This is a genomic window from Streptomyces sp. NPDC002787, assembly GCF_053592095.1.
Genome location: NZ_JBSFVC010000008.1, coordinates 151,453 through 170,163, shown reverse-complemented (window position 1 = coordinate 170,163; position 18,711 = coordinate 151,453). Strand labels below are relative to the sequence as shown.

Sequence of the window (18,711 nt, the reverse complement as noted above, 5' to 3'; positions counted from 1 at the left end):
GGCATGGCGACGCAAGGCAGCGAGGACGCGGGCGGCGGGAAGTGCGAACTACGCCGCGACCCGCCGACTCCCGAGCGAGGTGACGGCTGGAGTGGAAGCGATGCCCACGACCTCGACCTGAACCCCCCACGCTTCGAGCGTCCTGGCTGTCTGTACCAGGGTGACCTGCGAGAACGGGAACAGGGTGTCGGCGGTGAGGTCGGTTCCGTTCTTCAGGAGAATTGCGAAGACGACCTTCGAGGGCCGGAAGTCTTCCGGCAGGCCGCGCCCCTTACGTGCCGTGGCCACCTTCTCGGCGAACCGTTCCCTGCCCTCCGGGGAGTTCCGTAGGGTCTGCACGGCGACGAGGGCCTGGCTGAAGAGATGGCTCAGCGCATCGGAACCTTTGGCGCGCTTCACCATGACCAACGCATTGTCCGGGCTGAGGAGATCACAGATCTCCACTCCGTTGCCGCGGTGCAGTGCCGTCCGGACGTTGTCGCGATCGAAGCAGACGTACCCGGGCCGCTGGTCCGGCACGGACGCGTTGTAGGTGCGCTCCGCCTCTCCGAGAACCCACGGGGGCAGGTCCACGGACGGGGAGCGCGTCATCAGCCGCTCCGCGTGCGAGCGGATCACCTTCAGGTATGTCTGGTCGATCTCGTACCAGTGCTCGTCCATCAAGAAGTACCGGTGTGAGCCGAGGGACACCTCCGCCTCGATCCACCGGAGCGCGCTGGAGGTCCAGATCTCGTCGGTCCGGTCGGCGCGGCTGTGCCGGTAGAGGGTGACGGTTCCTTCCCGGAGTGCGGTGACCCGTCTGCCGGCCCGCTGGACACGGGCCCGGCAGAGGACGTAGCCGAGGTCGAGGTCGTCGGTCGCCCGGCCGGCCGTGTCGCTGTTGATCCTGGCCCGGAACGTCTGGGCGGCGGTGTAGTCGTCCCAGTGGTCGGCGGGGACGGCTACGCCGATCCGTCCGTCGGGCTCCTGACCGAGGAGATCATCGAGGACGGCCTCCAGGCGGGTGACAAGGCTGGGATCGTCGACGGGCACGACGTGCTCGACAAATTCCAGCTCCGGGCTCGGCTTCTCCTCGCGCAGGACCCGGGCGATCGCACGAATGTCGGCGATCAGGTCAGCGCCTTCCACACCGAGCCGCAGGCGCAGGCCGGCACCACCCTCGGCGCTAAAGATCCTCGCCGGGTTGTCCCGGGAGATGGTGAGCGGGATGCCGTCCAGGTGACCGCCGAGGCGGCGCACGATCTGGGCGTGCTCGACGATGCCCAGGCTCCAGATGGAGGCGCCGCCCGGGACGAGAGTGATGTCGGTGCGGCCTCCGCCCGGGGTGTGCGACACCACGTCCCGGATTCGGGTGGGATCCACCCGGCGGGACGCGAAGCTCAGGCCGAACCGGTGATCCTTCAAGCGGTCGGGAACCAGGCGGAAGCCCTGGTCGTAGCCGAGGGCGTACACATCGCCGTCGACGGCGAGCATCAGCAGTCCGGCCGAGCGGTTGACCGGCCGAGCCACCTCGATGCCCGTCGTACGGAAGATCTCGTCGCACCAGCTTGCGACGGACTGCTCGAAACTGCCGGTGACCAGGACCGCCGCCCCACCGAGGTTCTCGGGGAAGTCGAAATCCGCGTGCACCCTCTCCAGCTGGCTCGCGTCCAGAGCGTCGAACATCCCGTCGACGGTAGGAGTGACGCCCCTGAGCCTGTACAGGGTGCGCTTCGACGTGCGGGTTGCCATGGTGTCGCTCCTCTCGTGCGGGGCGGCGACAGTCGCCCTGGTGGTGTCGTTCTCAGGTGCGCCGGCTTCTGGGAGCGGCCGTTCTCAGCAGGCCAACAGGGCGACGATCGCGGTGACTTCGGCCCGCCACGCACGGACCTGGTCCTCCCTGGGGCCGATCTCGTACTGGTGGTAGTGACAGCCGAGGCAGAGCTGGCTCCACGCGGCCTTCGCCCGGCGGGCGGTCTCGGCTTCGGCGCAGCCGCGAAGCCACAGGAGTGCGGCCCGCATGGAGCCCTCACGGATGGAGCGGGGTGCGCCGTGCGTGGCCAGACGGGTGGTGACCGCGCTCTCCAGCGCGGCGCGGAGTGCGAAGGCGGCCCCGCGGCACCGGCTCGCCGCCGTGGCGGTGAGGGTGAGGGTTACGGGCGGGGCGGGTACGGCCGTACTGACCCACGTCGTGGCGGGCCCGGCCGTGACGGGGCTGGCGAAGGCGGGACCGCCGTTGTCCTCGATAAGCAAGTCGGCGGTGTCCAACAACTGACGGATCGTCGTGTTCACGGGGTGACCTCCTCCGGCATGCGCACGGTCTGGGCGACGGCCTTGACGTCCTCCACGAACCGGCGGGGATCGGGCATCGAGGTGCCCGACGGGTGGGCGCCCTCCTGGCACTGCCGGATAAGGTCCACCGCCCCGGGGCCGCACCGCCTGCGCAGCTCGCGGTAGATGTCAGCCGCCGTCTTCGACGGGTCTCCGAAGAGCCCCAAGGCGGCGATGTCCAGCAGCCTGACGGCGGCCGTGACGATCTTCTCCGCCTCGTGTTCGGTCAGTCCGGCGCGGTGCAGCCGCAGCCACGCGGCCTCGGAGAAGGCCCGCTCCAGGACGGTGCGGCAGAGGCCGGGCAGTACGTGGGTCATGGCGACCGGCGGCAGGTTCGGCGTACGGGCGAGGGCACGCGCGTCGTCCAGCGCTTGGCCGACCGGATCGGTCACCCGGCGCACGGTCACCACCGACCGTGCCTCCCGCTCCACCTCCAGCACCGTCACCGGGAGTTCTTGGCTGGTGAAGGCCCGCTGGAGCCGTGTGTCATGGGTGAAGACCACGACCTGGCGGGTCTCGCCGAGGTCGTGCAGGACCTTCGCGAGGCCGTGGACTTTCGCGGGGTCCATGGACTGCACGGGGTCGTCGATCATGACGAACCCGAAGGGGCTGTCGGGCGCGGCGGCACGCGGCAGGAAGAGCGAGAGGGCGAGGGAGTGCAGCTCGCCCTGGCTCATGACACCTAGTGCGGCGGCCTCCGTACCGTCCACGGACACGTCCATCACCAGCTTGCGCACGGCGGCCTTCTCGCTGCCGGTCAGGCGTACGGAGCGCAGGTCGACGTTGCTCTGCTGGCGCAGTTCCTCCCAGATCCGCTGCGAGTGGTCCTCGAAGGGCCGCAGCCGCTCCTCGCGCAGCTCGGCGCACGCCTCCTTGAGCCACTTGCGGGCCGCCCTGACCTGCCGCAGCCGGGGCTTGCCGGCGTGCGCGGCCCTGGCCCGGTCGAGCCAGGCGGCGAGGCGGGTGACGCAGCCCCGCCACGCCTCGTCCAGCTTCTCCAGCTCCCGGGCGGACTCCGCCCGCAGGGCGGCGCAGGCGTCGGCGAGGACGAGCGCGGCGGTCTCGGCACGGGCGGCGAGCCGCTCGGCGTCGTCGATCGCCCGGCAGGCCGCCCACTCCTCCCAGGGGGCGACGACCGGGGCGGGCAGCCACGCGGGGACCCGCGTGACGAGGTAACGGACGGCGTCCACAGCGTCCTTCAGCTCCATGCGGGCCTCCTGCGCGGCGGCGGCCTCCCGCCGCAGGGCGGCCACCTGTTCGGCGGCTCCCTCGGCCCATGCCTCGTCGAGCGGCCGGTCGGATCCACACACCGGGCAGGCTTTCTCGTCCGTGTGCCGACGGCTGTGCTCCAAGGCCTTGTCCAGCAGTTCGGCGCGCTGGTGGGCGTCCTCGGCACCCGAGGCGCGTACATCGTCGAGTACGGCGACGGCCTCGCGCAGCCGGTCCACGGCAGCGCCGACCGCGTCGAGGTCGGGACCGGCCAGTGCGACGGTCGCGCGAAGCTCCCTCAACCGGTCGTCGTCCGCGTCGGGCAGTCCGGTCACGAGGGCGTCCAGGCCGTCGAAGTCGGGAGCCCCGGCCCCGCTGACGGCCGCGAGCGCGCGTTCCGCCCGGGGATCGTCCAGCGCGGACAGCGCCTCGACGAGGGCGGGCAGCTCCGCCTCGGCCGTCTTCACGGCCGAGTTGAGCGCCTTCTCGACGACCTGGAGCCGTTCGTCCGCAGTCGTCAGCTCGCCGAGCCCGAGGATGGTGGCGACCGAGTCGTACAGCTCGCTGGGCTTGCCGCTGATGATCTTGTCCAGATCGGAGTACGACAGGAAGGGCCGGTAGTTGTTCAGCGCCCGCTCCCAGCCCGCGTCCTCGAAGGGCCGCCGGCCGTGTCCCGGCCGCTTGAACTCGACCTCCGGGGCCGTGACGTCGTCGCCCGGCCAGGTGCACGTCAGCGTGGACGATCGGGCGTCACCCGCGATGGCGAGGCGGACCTCGACCCTCGGCTCGGCCCCGTCGTGCAGGTTGCGCCAGTGCCGACGCCACACCTCGCCGCGCTGCTTGTCGAGGCGGGCGGTCCGGCCGGTGAACGCCGTCTCCGCGCCCTCGGCGAAGCTGGACTTCCCCGAACCGTTGCGACCCACCACGAGGGTGACACCGGGCTTCGCGTTCAGCGGCAGACGTGCCTTGCGGCCGATGCCACGGAAGCCGCTGACGCTGACGGAGTCGAGGAACACCCGGCGGTCCGGGTGCGGGCCGCCGGGCGCGTCCGGACCGGTGCCCGACGCCCCGTGCCCGCCGAGCGCCTCACGGAGCATCTCCTTGGTCGCCTCGGCGAGGGTGGACGTTTCGAGGCGGCCGGTCAGCCGGGAGAGCGTCGAGGATCCGACGCCGTTGTCGGGAGCCTGGCCGTCGAGCTCCGGGGGCTGGTGGTGATCGTGGTGTTCCGTCATGGCGTTCTCCGCCCTTCCGTGGTCCGTTCCGATGAGAGCCGGCCGGGCGGGCGCGGTGAGCGGGAGGCGTGAGTGCTTCCCGCTGTGCGCGAGCCGGGTGCGACGGAACAGACGGTAGGGAAGGAGAGGAGAGGGGAGCCATGATTTCGGCGATAACGCGGGTTATCGCAATTCACGCTGCCTAGAGGCGAGTTGACGCCTCAAAGGAGACCTCCGCCCACACCGTCTTGCCCACGGGGTGACGAGGATCCGACCCCCAGCGCATGGCCAGGACGTCCACCAGCAGTAGTCCTCGACCGGACTCGCCGTCGGGGCGCGACAAGGGCGGGGTGGCGGGCGGTCGCTTCGCGGAGGCGGCGTCGGCGACCTCGATACGCACCACCCCCGCGGTCAGGTCGAGGGCGAGTCGGAGGCCGAAGTCCCGTCCGGGAACCCGGCCGTGCCGTACGGCGTTCGCGGCGAGTTCGCCGACGACGAGAGCGACGGTGCACGACGCGTCGGACGCCGCCGGGTAGCCCCACTCGTCCATACGCCGGACGGCGAGACGTCGGGCGAGCTGTGCCCCTCGCGGGGAGGAGACGAACCGCTCGGCGATGGCGGGGAGTTCGCCTGACTTCGCCTTGGCGGCGAGCGCGACTGTCTCCGGCGCAAGGGTCGCGATGCTCCGCCGCGGCTCGTCTCCCGGCGTGGTCGTTGCTGTCAGCACGGCTGGTCCGTCCTTGTCTGTCGAGCTGAGAAATCTCACGGAGTACGTGAATAGTCACGTTCCGTGTCCAAGGTTCGTCCGATCGCCCTACGCTCGACAGGTGACGCAGCCTTACTTTTCAGTCCGTAAGGAACGGAAGTGACGCTTTGGCCAACGGAATTGATCCCAGCGCGTCGATGGCGGCGCTGTTCGGCGCGCGGGTGCGCAGGCTTCGTACGGCGGCTGGACTGACGCAGGCCGAGCTCGGTGACCGGACGCACGTGGTGAGCACCCGGATCACCCAGATCGAGCGGGCGTCCGGAGCGAAGCCGACGCTGGAGCTGGCGCGTGCGCTGGACGCGGTCCTCGGCGCGGACGACCTGCTGGTCGAGTTGTGGCCGTACGTGTACCGGGAGGCGTTTCCGGATTGGTCGCGGAAGTTCATGGAGTACTCGGCGCGGGCGGTGGCCGTCCGCGAATACGCGGCTCATGTGGTGCCTGGCTTGTTGCAGACGGAGGACTACGCGCGGGCGGTGCTGAGTGTCGGTCGAACGCTCGGCAGCAAGGAGCAGTTGGAAGAGCGGGTCGCCCTTCGCATGGGACGACAGGAGCGCCTCGGTACGCCCGATCGTCCCGAACTGTGGGTGGTCCTCGACGAGGCGGTGCTCAGGCGTCCGGTCGGTGGCCGGGCGGTGATGGGTGAGCAGTTGGCGCGGCTGCTCGGGACCACGGCGGAACCTCACATCACCGTGCAGGTACTGCCGTTCGACCAGGGCGAGCACGATGCCTTGGGCGGATCGCTCACGGTGCTCACCATGCCGGACGGCTCGGAGATCGCCTACACGGAAGGCGCGCACTACGGCCAACTCATCGAGGATCCGGACGAAGTCAGGAGTTTCGCGCTGACCTACGATCGGCTGAGGGCGGCAGCTTTGCCCTCGCTCATGTCGCTCGACATGATCCGATCCGTGATGGAGGACAACCACCGTGGAGCGAAAGTCCCGTCCCGATCTGAACGGCGTCGCCTGGCGCAAGAGCAGCTACAGCAATCAGGAGGGCGGCAACTGCGTGGAAGTGGCCGACGGGTTCCGGACCGTCGTTCCCGTCCGTGACAGCAAGATCCCGCAGGGCCCGGCGCTGTGCTTCGAAGCCGCCTCCTGGGCCGCCTTCATAGGCGAGTTGAAGGCCGGCAACCACCGACCCTGAGGCGGCCGGGCCCCGGCCGCCGTCCGTCTGCCGGGCTCACCGGGCCCTTGTCCGCGAGGGTCCGGCGGGCCACTGACCTCCCCAAAGAACCGGGGGAAAGAACTACCCGCCCACCCACCATCCCCGGCCGCGAGGCCTGCGTCACCCGTCCGGGTGACCGGCTTGCAGGCGTGGGATGCGGGCGGTTACGTTCGCCGCGACAACCGCAAACAGATACGGCCCCCGGCCGGGACGGCAATCCCGAACGAGGGCCTGACCGATCAGGAAGAGACAACCTTCCCGATGGCTGACCCGCAGTCTAACGCGCCCCTGCGCGCCGACGCCGGAGCTCCGACCTCCGGCGTGATCCACGTACGCACCCGGCTGACCGCCGACTTCACCGTGATCTCCAACGCTCTCGCTCAGCGGCGCGGCAGTGCGGTCACGGTCGGTGTGGCGGCGTACATCTCCTCTCTGCCCAGCGGCACTTGTGTGAGCATCGCCGCCCTGTGCGAGCACTTCGACGAGGGCGAGATCCTCATCTCGCGGGCACTCAGGGAACTGGAAGAGGCCGGATACCTGGAACGCCGTCGCGAACGGACGCCCACCGGGCAGGTCCGCACCCGGACGTACTTCTACGACGTACCCGGCGGCGAGCCCGCCCCGGATCCCGACGGGTCTCCCAGGCCGCCCAAGCCTCGTCGCCCCCGGAAGCAACCCGCCGCCGCCACGCCCGCGCCCGCGTCCGGGGCCGTGCGGGACACGGTGGAGGCACCCGTACAGGCGGGAGAGAAGACGGCGGAGGCAGCGGAGCCGGAAGCGCAGGCTGAGACCGAGGCGGAGGCACCGGTCCCGCTCGCCGACGTCGACCCCCGAGCCATCGCCGTACTCGCCGGCCTCCGCCGGGTCGACCCCCGTCTCGTCCTGTCCGAGCGGGAAGCCGCCCGCCTCGCCCCGGCGGTCACCCGGTGGTTCGGGGCAGGCCTGCTGCCCACCCAGATCACCGACCACCTCACCGCACGACTCCCGGCAAACCTCCTCGTCCGCCCGGCCGGCATCCTCGCCTACCGACTCAAGGACACTCCACTGATCGCACCGGAGCCCGGAAGCCCCGAGACCCCAGAGCGCCCGGCGGTCCTGAGAATGCGGAACTGCGACGGCTGCGACCGGGGCTTCCGCTCGGCGGGACACAGCCACTGCCGGGACTGCCGGTCCCGGGACCAACTCCCCGCGACCGGCTGAGCCGGTGGCCGGGTGTGCGGTCCACCCGCAGGTGGGAGGCTTGATGTGGCACGATGCGAAATCTGACGCCAAGAGGAGGTGGGGCATGGTCGACAGGTTCTCGGACGGCCTTCTGACGCCCACGGAAACAGCCTCCTACCTTCAGATTCCCCAGTCGACCCTCACCTCGTGGCTGAAGGGCAAAGCCGCCGGAGCACCACTGGTCCACCAGGTGGAGCCGGTGCGGAAAGGGCAGCCTTCGGTGCCGTTCATCGCGGTGGCCGAGGCGCACGCCCTGCGGTCCCTGCGTTCCCTGGGGCTCCGCATGAGCGAGATCAGGGAGGCGGCCGCCGCCGTACGGGACGCCCTCGACACTCCCTACGGCCTCGTCTCCAAGAGAATCGCCACGGACGGCGTGGACATCTTCATCGAGCACGGCTGGGGGGATCTCCGCAGAGCCCGCGACGGCCAGGTCCCCATCCACGAAGTGGTCTCCGACTATCTCCGCTACCTCACCTGGGAGCCGGGCGACGACTTCCCCTCCAGCCTGCGGCTGAGGCAGTACCCGGACTCCGTCCCCGTCGTGATCGACCCGAGGTTCGGCCACGGACTCCCTGTCGTGGCCGCGAACCGCGTCACGGTCCAGGCCATCACCGACCTGTGGGAGGCCGGAGAAACCGTCGAGGACATCGCGTACGACTACGACATGACGCCTGAGCAGGTGGACGCGCTCTGCCAGGCAGTGGTGCACCTTGTCGCCTGAGTTCTTCCTCGGCCGGAATCTCGGTCGGCGTGTGGCGGAAGGACTGAGAGCCTGTGGGTGGACGGTTCACCGCATCGGGGACGTCTTCCCGGACGACGGCCAGGATATCCCGGACGAGGAGTGGATCACGCACGGTCTCGACCGCTCCTGGGTTCCGCTGTCGAAGGATGGGCGGATCAAGACCCGGGACCTGGAGATCCGACCGGTCCTGGAACGCGAGGCTGTGCTGTTCTACCTGGACAACCAGCAGCTCCGAAGCGCCGAGATGATCGGTCGGCTCGCCATGCACCAGGACGCGATCCACCGGGCGGTCGAGAAAGGCGGTCCGGCGGCCTACGCCGTGCGGCACGACCGCATCGAACGCACCTGGCCGTGACGGATCGGCGAAGGAAGGCCGGCCATATGTACACCGTCGGTCACGGCGCCACCGCGCGAACGAGGAGCGTACCGATGTGGCCAGGGTGTGGGGCATCAAGTACCTGGGCGTCAGCCGTGAGGAACCCGGCCCGAGTGAGCAATCGCTCCCACACGGCCGGGCGGTAGCTGTAGCGGTAGGTGAACATCGCCTTGCCCGCGAAGCCCCCCTTGTACATGCCCTGCGGCCCGTAGGCGCCCGGGATGGCAGGCGGCTGCGAGAAGACGAAGACGCCCCCGGGCCTGAGCCGCTGGCGGACGAGCGGGAAGAGGCGGCTCGGGTCGGTGAACCAGGCGGCTCCGAAGATCGAGTAGACGGCGTCGTACGCGGCCTCTTCCTCGCTCAGGTACCGCAGGACCTCGGAGCACACGAACTCCGCGCCGGTACTGCCCCACTTCGTGGTGGTCTTCTTCACCATGACCGGAGACAGGTCAACGCCCCGAGCTGCGATGCCACGCTGAGCCAGGTGAGCGAGAGCGCGGCCGGTGCCGCAGCCGATCTCCAGAACGCAGCGTGGGTCGCCGAGCAGTTCGGGGCCGGGACCGTGACCGGCGTACTGGGTCCAGGAGAACCCAGGCTCCGCGTCGTCCTTGAAGGCGGAAGCGGCGAAGGTGTCCCACAGCTCCGTCTCGGCGGCGATGTCGTGGTGTGCAGGCAAGACGATTCCTCTTCGCAAGGGACGGCCCCTGCCCCAGGGGACCGAGGGCAGGGGCCAGGGTAGGGCCGTTCAATGGCTGTCGGGGACCTTGTTGTCGCACGGTGAGCAGTCCGTGCCGTCGATGGCCCACAGCTCTTCGTCGATGTCGAAGCCGATGGACTTCAGGAAGTCCGCCGTGCGCAGGCACAGGCCGTCACGGCGACGCTCGATGAACGGGGCGTGGTGCTTGTACCGGCCCTCGTTGTACGCATCGCACAGAGCCCACCACACCGGCGTGTCGAGGATGAGCTGGTGGACACCGATGTCGACGAGCTTGCCGACTCCGAGGTGGACCTCCGGGTGCTCCATGCAACCGATGGTGTACATGACGGCGTTGCTCAGGACGCGTTCGGCCATGTCGCGGACCATCGTGTGATCGCGCAGCAACAGGGCGACCTCCCGGTCCCACAGGCTCATGCCGCTGTCGAGGACGTTGACGGTCAGGTGCCTGATGTGCGGCTGGACGGCGTTGAGCAGCTCCTTCGGTTCCCTGGTGCGGGTGTGGGAGGGGTTGTCGAGCATGACGGTCATGAACGTTCCCTTTCTCGGAGGTGGCGTGCCGTGCTGGTAACTCGCCCCATCGGAGGTTCGTGGTCCTTCGGAGGAATGGGTATCGGAGACGGGCGCGGTCATCCGAGCCGCTTCGCCCGGTTCATCTCGGTCACACGGGCGCGCAGTACTTCGGTATCCGTGGCCTGCCGGACGGCGTCGGGGTCCGCGTCCCACTCACGCCCGCCGCCGGGGGGCCTGAGCTGGACGTAGGGGCCGGCGCGCCCCATCACGTAGCCGATCCTGTCCGTCTTCGTGTCGATGACCAGGGCGCCATCCCCTTCTCGCGTGGCCATCACTCACGGCCCTCTCGCCGGAGTGCTTCCGTCAGTCGTTCAGCGACGTCGGCGTGGACGCGCCCCAGCTCGACGAGGTTCAGGTCGGGGTTCGCGAGGTCGACGCCGAGGGAGGGTAAGACGATCCCGGCCTCGGTGAGCGCCGCCCTCAATGACTCCACTGCCGCGTGCGGGTCGACGTTTCGCAGTTCCGTCGTAGCCATGAACAGGACGCTAGAGAGGTGGAGTTGATGGCCGCCATGGAAGTTGCGCGAAGTTGCTTGACTGTATGGCGAGGTTGCGCGACGTTGCTGATATGGGTCGACGGAACCCTCACCAGAAGACGCTGACCTTAGGGAGGCTTGGGAGATCAGTCCCCAGTAGAAGGACGTGATCATGGCCCGACGACTGCGTTTCAACGGCACGGGCAGCGGCGTCAACGGGTGCCCGTCCATTCACGAAGACCTCGACACGGGCGAGGTCATCGTGCACGGCCCGGCCCTCACCGACCCGCACGATGTCGCCCAGCTCAGGCACCTGAGCGAGGGGGAGGTGCCCATCGTGGTGCCACGGGAAGTGCTCGTTGACTTCGCACCCAAGGAGTTCACTCGCGTGCCGAACATCATCGGGCTGGACGAGTTCGACCGACTCTTCACGCAGTTCGAGCACACGGCGTGGCGTCTGGAGAGCCGCCGTCGGTACGCGTCCGACGAGCTCACGGACACGTATGCGCAGTTCACTAACGGCGAGCCCGTCAACTGGGAGGGCGTCGACGCCGAGTGGTGTGCCGAGCGCCGCGAGCAGACCGGGCTCGGCAAGAGGTTCGAACGCGTCCGCACGGTCGACGATCCGCCGACGGCCGGCCAGCTCTATCTTCTCGACAACGCACGCCGCAACAGCGGTGTCGGCGAGAAGATCCGCAATCTCCGGCGTGTGGACGCTCACCGGCTCGGCCTGCCCGACGAAGACTTCTGGATCTTCGACTCCCGGTTGGTCGCCCTGCTCAATTTCGACGACGCCGACCACCTGGTCAACGTCGAACTGATCACGGAGCCCGCAGCAGTCCTGCGGTACGCCATGGCGCGTGACGCGGCGATGCATCACGCCGTCCCGTACGAACAGTTCGCGGCGCAGCTGACCGCGAAGAAGGACTGAGAGCAGGTGCGTACCGGTGAGCACGGACTATCAGCAGGCACGAGAAGCTCTCGGGGCGCGCCTACGCGAACTCCGGCTCTCCGCCCCTGGACGTCGGCTCACCGGCACGGAACTCGCCACGCTGTACGGGTGGAACAAGTCCAAGGTCAGCAGGCTGGAGAACGGCAGGCAGACTCCAACACCCGAGGACCTGCGCAAATGGGCGGAGGCAACCGGCCAGTCCGAGGTGTACGACGAGTTGCTGGCCCGCCTCCGGGGCTTCGAGTCCCACATCCGATCTTGGCGGCGACAACTGGCGGCCGGGCACAAGCCAGTCCAGGACACCCACCTGAGCGCTCATGCCGACGCCTCCGTGTTCCGTGGCTGGGAACCCTCCATGATCTTCGGGATTCTCCAGACGCCGGACTACGCCCGGTCGATCTTCACGAGGTACTCGGAGCTGCAGCGATCGCCACGTGACACCGAAGGGGCAGTCCGGTCCCGCATGAAACGGCAAGAGACGCTGTACGACTCCTCGAAGCGTTTCCACCTCATCATGTGGGAAGCCGCCCTGCATGCCTTGGTCTGCCCACCTTCGGTGCTCGCGGCCCAACTCGACCGACTCGCAGGAGCCGTCGGACTGGACACCGTAGAGCTGGGGATCATCCCCCTGTCTGCCTCGCTCAAGATCCCCCCGGCCACCGCCTTCTGGATCTACGACGACCGCCAAGTGATCGTCGAGAACTGGCACGCGGAGTTGTGGATCGACGACGAGGCCAGCGTGGACACCTATCTCCGCACCTGGAAGACACTCCGGGAGTCCGCCGTGTACGGCGCTGAAGCGCACAACCTCATCAGCGCCGCACGACGAGCGTTGCACTCACGTTGAAGCCAAGCCCATGTCCGAGGAGCTCGCGCTCGACGGTGTGAGTGCGCCCGAGTGTGTCCCTACTTCGCGGCGGGTGCCCACAGCGCGGCCACGATCTCCATCTGCTTGAGGACCAGGTCGACGGCCTCGCGCTCCTCCTCCGGTGGGTAGTCGAACATCGCCAGTACGCGGCGGATGCGGGTGCGGAGCTTCGCCCGGACGGGCTCGCGGGAGAGCCAGTCGACGGAGAGGTTCTTCTGGATGTCCCTCACCAGGGCTCGGGCAATCTTGGCGAGTGTGTCCTGGCCGCCCTCCATCAGCTCGGCCATGTCACGGTGGGCGACCGCGTCGTAGAAGGCCAGTTCGGCATGGCTGAGCGGCGGGTCGAACTGCTCGCCGCGGCGAGCCTCTGCCGACACCTCCCGTGCCAGGGCCGCGAGTTCGGCGATGACCTGGGCGCTGGTGAGCTGCTGGAGCATGTACCGCTTCATCAGGTCGTCGAGGCGCTGGGCGAAGCTCTCGTTCCGGACGACGTTGTGCTTGGTCACCTCGCGCATCTTCTGCTGGATGAGGCGCCGCAGCGCCTCGGTGACCAGGTGCGGGGTCTCGGAGTTCTCCAGCTTGCGCAGCTGGGCCTCGTTGAGGCGCGTGATGTCCAGCCGGCCGATCCCGGCCTCCGCGTACAGGTCGGTGATCTCGTCGGCGTCGACGACCGAGGCGGCGAGGGCCTGGAGGTAGCGTTGCACCTCGGCGCTGAGCGTCTCGCCGCTCGCCTCGCGCTGCGCGGCGTCGAGCTTGATCATCCAGGCCCGGACCTCGCTGAAGAAGGCGATGTCTCCGCGCCAGTCGTCCAGGTCGTCGCACCGCTCGGCGATCTCACGGCTCATCGCGCAGACACGGTAGAAGCGGTCGAGCCGGGCGGCGCTGTCCTTGAAGCGGACGGAAAGCGGCTTGGCACCGGGCTCGACCTTGTTGCCCGGGTTCTTGGGGTCCCGCAGGAAGTCGGCGGTCAGGCGCAGTGCGCGCTTACGGGAGTCGGGGCGGCCGGTGTCGGCGAGCCACTCCCGCCAATGGCACCCGGCGAGGTGGCCCTTGATGGTCGACAGTTCGTTCTTGACCTCGGTGATGGCCCGCTCGATGTCGGCGCCGAGCGTCTGGTCCTTGCGGTCCTGGTCCGAGTACTCGCTCATGGCTTTGGCGAGGTTGTCGGTCAGGGGCGCGTAGCCGACGAGGAGACCGTCCTGCTTGCCCCGGAAGCGACGGTTGACGCGGGCCAGGGCCTGCATCAGGTTGGCGCCCTTCATGGGGCGGTCCATGTACAGGGTGTGGATGGGCGGTGCGTCGTAGCCGGTGAGCAGCATGGAGTGGACGATGAGCAGCTCCAGCTCGTCGTCCGGGTCCTTGGCGCGGGCCTGGACGACCTTCTGCTGGGACGGGCGGAGCGCGTGCGCGCGCAGGTGCGGCTCGTCGGAAGGGTCACTGTGAAAGACGATCTTCATGACGCCCTGATCGGCTTCCTTGGCCACCCAGTCCGGACGCCGCTCGGCCAGCGCGTCGAAGAGCGCCACGCAGATGTCCCGCGTCATACACACGACCATTGCCTTGCCGGGCCCGCCGAGGTCCGGCTTGACCAGTTCCCGACGCTTCTCCCAGTGGGCGATCAGATCGTCGGCGAGCGTCGCTATCCGGTCGGGGGCGCCGTAGACGGTGTTCATCGCCGTGGCGAACCTGATGGCGCGACGGCGCTCGGCATCGTCCATGCCCTCGGTGAGGGTGTTGGCCTGCTCGTCGAGCTTGCCCGGGTCGACGCCCTTGGGCAGGTCGACCTCGATCACCCGCGGCTCGTGGAACACGCGGACCGTGGCTCCGTCGTCGACGGCGCGCTTCAGGTCGTAGACGTCGATGTACTCACCGAAGACGGCCCGGGTGTCGGCCTCGGCCTTGGAGATCGGTGTGCCGGTGAAGGCGAGCAGGGTGGCGTAGGGGAGGGCGTCGCGCAGGTGGCGAGCGTATCCGTCGAGGCTGTCGTAGTGCGAGCGGTGCGCCTCGTCGACGATGACGAGGATGTTGCGGCGCTCGGAGAGGAGGGGGTGGGACTTACCGGCCGCCTTCTCCTCCGTGCTGAGCCCGAACTTCTGGAGGGTGGTGAAGACGATCCCGCCGACGTTACGGCTCTTCAGCTCGGTGCGCAGTTCTTCCCGCGTATTGACCTGGAGGGGCTCCTGTCCGAGGAGAGTCCGGCTGTCCTGGAAAGTGTCGTAGAGCTGGTCGTCGAGGTCGTTGCGGTCGGTGATGACAACGATGGTGGGGTTGTTGAGCGCCGGGTGGCGGGAGACGAGCGCGGTCGTCTCCACCATCTCCTCCGACTTGCCCGCACCCTGCGTGTGCCAGACGACGCCGGCCTGCCCGCTCCCACGGGACGCCTCGACGACCGCGTCCACCGCCTTGTTGACCGCGAAGTACTGGTGCGGCTTGGCGATGCGCTTGCCGGAGAAAGCCTCGCCGGGCTTGGGCGGGGGGAAGTTGACGAAGTTGCGGGTGAGGGAGAGGAACCGCTCCTGCGTGAACAGGCCGTGGAGGGCCAGGTTCAGTGCGTCGAGGCCGTCGTAGCCGGGTTCGTTGGTGTCGACGGGCTTGCCCTCGTGGTCGACGTTCCAGGGTGCGAAGTGCTCGTACGGCGTGAAGACGGTGCCGTACTTGGCGGTTATGCCGTCCGATACGAGACAGAGCACGTTGTAGCGGAACGCGATCGGGAACTCCGAGACGTACGTCTGGAGTTGCGCGTGCGCGGACCTGAGGGTCGCGTTCTCGTCGGAGGCGCTCTTCAACTCGACGACGGCGAGGGGCAGGCCGTTGACGTACAGGACGATGTCGAAGCGGCGGTGACTGCCGTCGGTCTCCCGGAGGGTGACCTGGTTGACGGCGAGGTAGCTGTTCGCGTCGGGGTCCGTGAAGTCGACGAGGCGGACGGTGGGGGTCTGCTCGGCGCCGAACTCGTCGGTGTAGGTGAGGCGAATGCCGGTGGTGAGGTGCTCGTGCGCCTGCCGGTTCTCCGCATACGCCTCGCGGGAGGCGGGGTCGGTGGCGATACGGAGTGCTTCGGTGACGGCGGTGGGGGTCAGCTCCGGGTTCAGCTTCTCGATGGCCGCTTGCAGTTCGCCGTGGAGGATGAGGTCGTCCCAGTCGCGGCGGTGGCCGGTGCCGGGCGCTAGGTCTTTACCGGCTTTGATCTCCCAGGAGAGGTCGCCGAGTTCATCGAGGGCGAGGAGCTCCCAGGTGGACTCGGTCATTTTGGCGTCGAGGTGGGCGGGGGTGTGAGGGGGCTCGCTGCCGCTATTGCTGGTCATACGGCGTCCCCCACGACCTTCACGGCGTCTCGGACGTAGAGCTTGCCAGACATTAGCTGAGGGATGAGGGTGTCGCGGAGGGTCGCTAGGGTGCGCGATTCAGCCGTGGCTTGAGCAGCTCTGCGATGCAGTGGCGCAACGGCCTGCGCAAACTCGGCAATGCTCTGGTCACTCGCCAGCCGGATCGGCATGGCCTTGAAATTCTTGCGACTCAACTCAAGGAAGGTCGACCCGTTAGCCAGGCTGATCATTTCTTCCACGCGAGAGCGCATTTCATGAAGCAGCCACCATCGCAGTTCCTCGTTCGGCGGCAGGACGACGATGAATCCCTGGTTCACCGCAGCGGGAATCTGAGGCAGAGCGAAAGCCCCAATGGTTGCACGAGAGGTCATGAAGATGGACTGCGCCGGATAGAGCTGCGATGCACAGTTTTCTAGTCCCTCACCTGTTACGGTCCTGCCAGTTTCAAACAGATATGGCGCGGACAATGCGGTTACGTCCGTTGGAGTGGTCCAAGCGATTCCTCCGCCCCAGTATTCCTCTGTCTTCGTACTGGGCGTCCCACCACCGGCAACCGTCGCCGTCGAACCGAACGTGTCCGGACCGAAGTTCACCCCTCTCGCAGCACTGGCAAATTGAGTGTCCGCAAGCTCAAGGGCTGTGGCCGCAATTTGCTTGTTGATCGCGATCTTATCGTCCAGTGCCCCAAGGACCTCTGCGATTTCCGCCTGCTCCGACACGTCAGGGGTGGACACAATGAACGCTTCGAATGTGGATTTATTTACGATCGGCGTTGTTGAACCGCTGGCAATTCTCCGAATATCCGCTGCGCGATATCGCAACATATAGTAAGCGAAGCCTGGGTCAACGACAGACAGATCAGGGACCAGTGCATTAATCTGCTGATTCGTGACAGCAGGCCGCGAGATGCGGGCAACTTTTCCGGTTGAGAAGCCGATGCAAGCGAACAGTACAGATCCAGCGGGTACGAGCCTTCGTCGCATCGTAGCCAGACCATCTTCGGAGAGTCGTCTGCATCCAGAAGGCTCACGGTCTGAGTAGCTCATCTCCGTGGGGGTGACAAAGTCAACGTGGTCTCCCCATGCCTTGTTGTCACCTGTCCGCGGTGTCGTCCCTGTGACGACGCGTCCGAGCTGTCCGATCGTCTTGGTATCCCAGTTGTTCAACTCAACCTCCCCAGCTGCTCCCGCACCACCACATCCAGCCGAGCCGACTCATCCAGCTGCTCGAACAGTTCCTTCATCAGCCGCGTAATCCGCTCGTCCACCGGTTCAGCTTCGGGATCCACCTCGCCCTCCGCCGCCCCCACATACCGCCCCGGAGTCAGCACATAGTCGTGCTTCTCGATCTCCTCCAGCGTCGCGCTGTAGCAGTACCCCGGCACGTCCTCGTACGACAGGCCCTTGTCCGTCGCCGACTTCGTGCCCCGCCACGCGTGGTACGTGTCGGAGATCTTCTCCAGGTCCTCCTCCGTGAGGATCCGCTCCGTGCGGTCGACCATCGTGCCCATCGCACGCGCGTCGATGAACAGCACCCGGCTCCGCCGGTCCTCCAACGCCCGCACCCCCTGCGGGGACTTGTCCTTCGTCAGGAACCACAGGCACGCCGGGATCGCCGTCGTACGGAACAGGTTGCCTGGGAGGGCGATCATGCAGGAGACCAGGTCCGCCTCGACCATCGCCGCGCGAATCTCGCCCTCGCCCGACTGCTTGGACGACATCGAGCCGTTGGACAGGACCACCCCCGCGCTGCCCCGGTCGCCCAGCTTGGAGACGATGTGCTGGAGCCAGGCGTAGTTGGCGTTCGACTGGGGCGGGGTGCCGTACCGCCAGCGCCGGTCGTCCGTCTTCCTTGCCCAGTCCGACATGTTGAACGGCGGGTTGGCCATCACGAAGTCGGCCTTGAGGTCCGGCAGTTTGTCGTCCGCGAACGTGTCCGCCCAGCGGTCGCCGACGCCCTTCGGGTCCATGCCGTGGATCGCGAGGTTCATCTTGGCCAGGCGCCACGTGCGCTCGTTGGCCTCCTGGCCGTAGACCGCGATGTCGTGCGTGTGGTCCTTGCCGCGCCGCTTCGCGACGAACTTGCCGCTCTGCACGAACATGCCACCCGAGCCGCACGCCGGGTCGTACACCCGCCCCTCGTACGGCTCCAGCACCTCGACGATCAGGCGGACGACACTCGCCGGGGTGTAGAACTCGCCGGCCCGCTTGCCCTCGGCGCGGGCGAACTTCTCCAGGAAGTACTCGTACGTCTCACCCAGCACGTCCTGCGCCGGGCGGTCACCGTGCCCCGTGAAGCGGGCGTCGCTGATTAGGTCGACGAGTTCCTTCAGGCGCTTCTGGTCGACGTTGTCGCGGTTGAAGATCTTCGGGAGGACGCCGGTGAGGGTCTTGTTGGCCTTCATCACCTCATCCATCGCCGTGTCCAGCAGCGCGCCGACGCCCCCCTCCGCGCTGGCCGCGTTCTCGGAGATGTGGTCCCAACGGGCGGTCGGGGGCACCCAGAAGACGTTCTTCTCGGTGTACTCGTCCTTCTCCTCAAGAAAGGCCGCGCGGCGGTGCTCAGGGATCTGGGCCAGCTCGGGGTCGGCGGCCAGCTCCTCGCGGCGCTCGGCGAAGGCGTCGGAGACGTACTTCAGGAAGACCAGGCCGAGCACGAACTCCTTGTACTGGGCGGCGTCCATGGAACCGCGGAGCTTGTCCGCGGCCTTCCACAGGATGTCCTGGATCTCTTTCGTGCTGGAGACACTGAGCAGTTCGCCCTGTCCGGCGGCTGCCGCGGCTCGCTTGCGGGGAGGCAT

General features: G+C 67.9%; 18 protein-coding genes. 7 read left to right on the top strand and 11 right to left on the bottom strand.

All coding sequences use genetic code 11. The annotated features are described in order from the left end of the window. Positions 1-48 precede the first annotated feature (48 nt). The 4 genes from ACWD26_RS13540 to ACWD26_RS13525 form a co-directional block, all read right to left on the bottom strand. Entirely contained in the window at positions 49-1,731 is a 1,683-nt protein-coding gene (locus ACWD26_RS13540; protein ID WP_451269419.1) for a TIGR04141 family sporadically distributed protein, read from the bottom strand. A gap of 84 nt (positions 1,732-1,815) precedes the next feature. Then, the gene (locus tag ACWD26_RS13535) at positions 1,816-2,271 is read right to left on the bottom strand and encodes a hypothetical protein (protein ID WP_451269417.1); all 456 of its coding nucleotides are present in this window, start codon (positions 2,269-2,271) and stop codon (positions 1,816-1,818) included. Continuing rightward, positions 2,268-4,751, bottom strand: a complete 2,484-nt coding sequence (locus ACWD26_RS13530; protein WP_451269415.1) for an AAA family ATPase — start codon at positions 4,749-4,751, stop codon at positions 2,268-2,270. Before ACWD26_RS13530 ends, ACWD26_RS13535 begins: the two co-directional genes overlap by 4 nt. Positions 4,752-4,932: 181 nt before the next feature. After that, complete coding sequence (locus tag ACWD26_RS13525; protein WP_451269413.1) at positions 4,933-5,457, bottom strand: ATP-binding protein; 525 nt, start codon at positions 5,455-5,457, stop codon at positions 4,933-4,935. Between the two features lie 176 nt (positions 5,458-5,633). Here ACWD26_RS13525 and ACWD26_RS13520 point away from each other — a divergent pair, with 176 nt between their 5' ends. From ACWD26_RS13520 to ACWD26_RS13500, 5 genes are all read left to right on the top strand, one after another. Continuing rightward, a complete protein-coding gene (locus tag ACWD26_RS13520; RefSeq protein WP_451269641.1) occupies positions 5,634-6,548 on the top strand; it encodes a helix-turn-helix domain-containing protein in 915 nt (304 codons plus the stop codon). Further along, positions 6,505-6,642: a DUF397 domain-containing protein gene (locus ACWD26_RS13515; protein ID WP_451269411.1), complete on the top strand. Its 138-nt coding sequence runs from the start codon at positions 6,505-6,507 to the stop codon at positions 6,640-6,642. Before ACWD26_RS13520 ends, ACWD26_RS13515 begins: the two co-directional genes overlap by 44 nt. A gap of 282 nt (positions 6,643-6,924) precedes the next feature. After that, the gene (locus ACWD26_RS13510; protein WP_451269409.1) at positions 6,925-7,863 is read left to right on the top strand and encodes a hypothetical protein; all 939 of its coding nucleotides are present in this window, start codon (positions 6,925-6,927) and stop codon (positions 7,861-7,863) included. Positions 7,864-7,948: 85 nt separating this feature from the next. Then, on the top strand, positions 7,949-8,605 hold the full coding sequence (locus ACWD26_RS13505) for a DUF433 domain-containing protein (RefSeq protein WP_451269407.1): 657 nt from the start codon (positions 7,949-7,951) through the stop codon (positions 8,603-8,605). A 31-nt stretch (positions 8,606-8,636) separates the two neighbouring features. Continuing rightward, positions 8,637-8,981, top strand: coding sequence for a PIN-like domain-containing protein (locus ACWD26_RS13500; RefSeq protein ID WP_451269405.1), 345 nt, complete (start codon positions 8,637-8,639; stop codon positions 8,979-8,981). Positions 8,982-9,021: 40 nt separating this feature from the next. Here the strand turns inward: ACWD26_RS13500 and ACWD26_RS13495 are convergent, their stop codons facing one another. The 4 genes from ACWD26_RS13495 to ACWD26_RS13480 all read right to left on the bottom strand — a co-directional run bounded on the left by ACWD26_RS13495 (position 9,022) and on the right by ACWD26_RS13480 (position 10,765). Beyond that, a complete protein-coding gene (locus ACWD26_RS13495) occupies positions 9,022-9,678 on the bottom strand; it encodes a class I SAM-dependent methyltransferase (protein ID WP_451269403.1) in 657 nt (218 codons plus the stop codon). Positions 9,679-9,747: 69 nt separating this feature from the next. After that, positions 9,748-10,248, bottom strand: coding sequence for a hypothetical protein (locus tag ACWD26_RS13490; RefSeq protein ID WP_451269401.1), 501 nt, complete (start codon positions 10,246-10,248; stop codon positions 9,748-9,750). Between the two features lie 98 nt (positions 10,249-10,346). Then, positions 10,347-10,562: a hypothetical protein gene (locus ACWD26_RS13485; protein ID WP_451269399.1), complete on the bottom strand. Its 216-nt coding sequence runs from the start codon at positions 10,560-10,562 to the stop codon at positions 10,347-10,349. After that, on the bottom strand, positions 10,562-10,765 hold the full coding sequence (locus ACWD26_RS13480; protein ID WP_451269397.1) for a hypothetical protein: 204 nt from the start codon (positions 10,763-10,765) through the stop codon (positions 10,562-10,564). The genes ACWD26_RS13485 and ACWD26_RS13480 overlap by 1 nt, the downstream gene beginning before the upstream one ends. Before the next feature lie 172 nt (positions 10,766-10,937). On the opposite strand from ACWD26_RS13480, the gene ACWD26_RS13475 reads away from it, so the two are divergent. Together ACWD26_RS13475 and ACWD26_RS13470 are read left to right on the top strand one after the other, a co-directional pair. After that, positions 10,938-11,696, top strand: a complete 759-nt coding sequence (locus tag ACWD26_RS13475) for a DUF6879 family protein (protein ID WP_451269395.1) — start codon at positions 10,938-10,940, stop codon at positions 11,694-11,696. A 16-nt stretch (positions 11,697-11,712) separates the two neighbouring features. Further along, the gene (locus tag ACWD26_RS13470) at positions 11,713-12,564 is read left to right on the top strand and encodes a helix-turn-helix domain-containing protein (protein ID WP_451269393.1); all 852 of its coding nucleotides are present in this window, start codon (positions 11,713-11,715) and stop codon (positions 12,562-12,564) included. A 59-nt stretch (positions 12,565-12,623) separates the two neighbouring features. On the opposite strand, the gene ACWD26_RS13465 is transcribed toward ACWD26_RS13470, so the two are convergent. The 3 genes from ACWD26_RS13465 to ACWD26_RS13455 are packed head-to-tail and all read right to left on the bottom strand — an operon-like array spanning position 12,624 to position 18,711. Further along, positions 12,624-15,890, bottom strand: a complete 3,267-nt coding sequence (locus ACWD26_RS13465; RefSeq protein WP_451269391.1) for a type I restriction endonuclease subunit R — start codon at positions 15,888-15,890, stop codon at positions 12,624-12,626. Beyond that, entirely contained in the window at positions 15,887-17,077 is a 1,191-nt protein-coding gene (locus ACWD26_RS13460) for a restriction endonuclease subunit S (protein ID WP_451269389.1), read from the bottom strand. The genes ACWD26_RS13465 and ACWD26_RS13460 overlap by 4 nt, the downstream gene beginning before the upstream one ends. Next, on the bottom strand, positions 17,074-18,711 hold the full coding sequence (locus ACWD26_RS13455) for a class I SAM-dependent DNA methyltransferase (protein ID WP_451269387.1): 1,638 nt from the start codon (positions 18,709-18,711) through the stop codon (positions 17,074-17,076). The genes ACWD26_RS13460 and ACWD26_RS13455 overlap by 4 nt, the downstream gene beginning before the upstream one ends.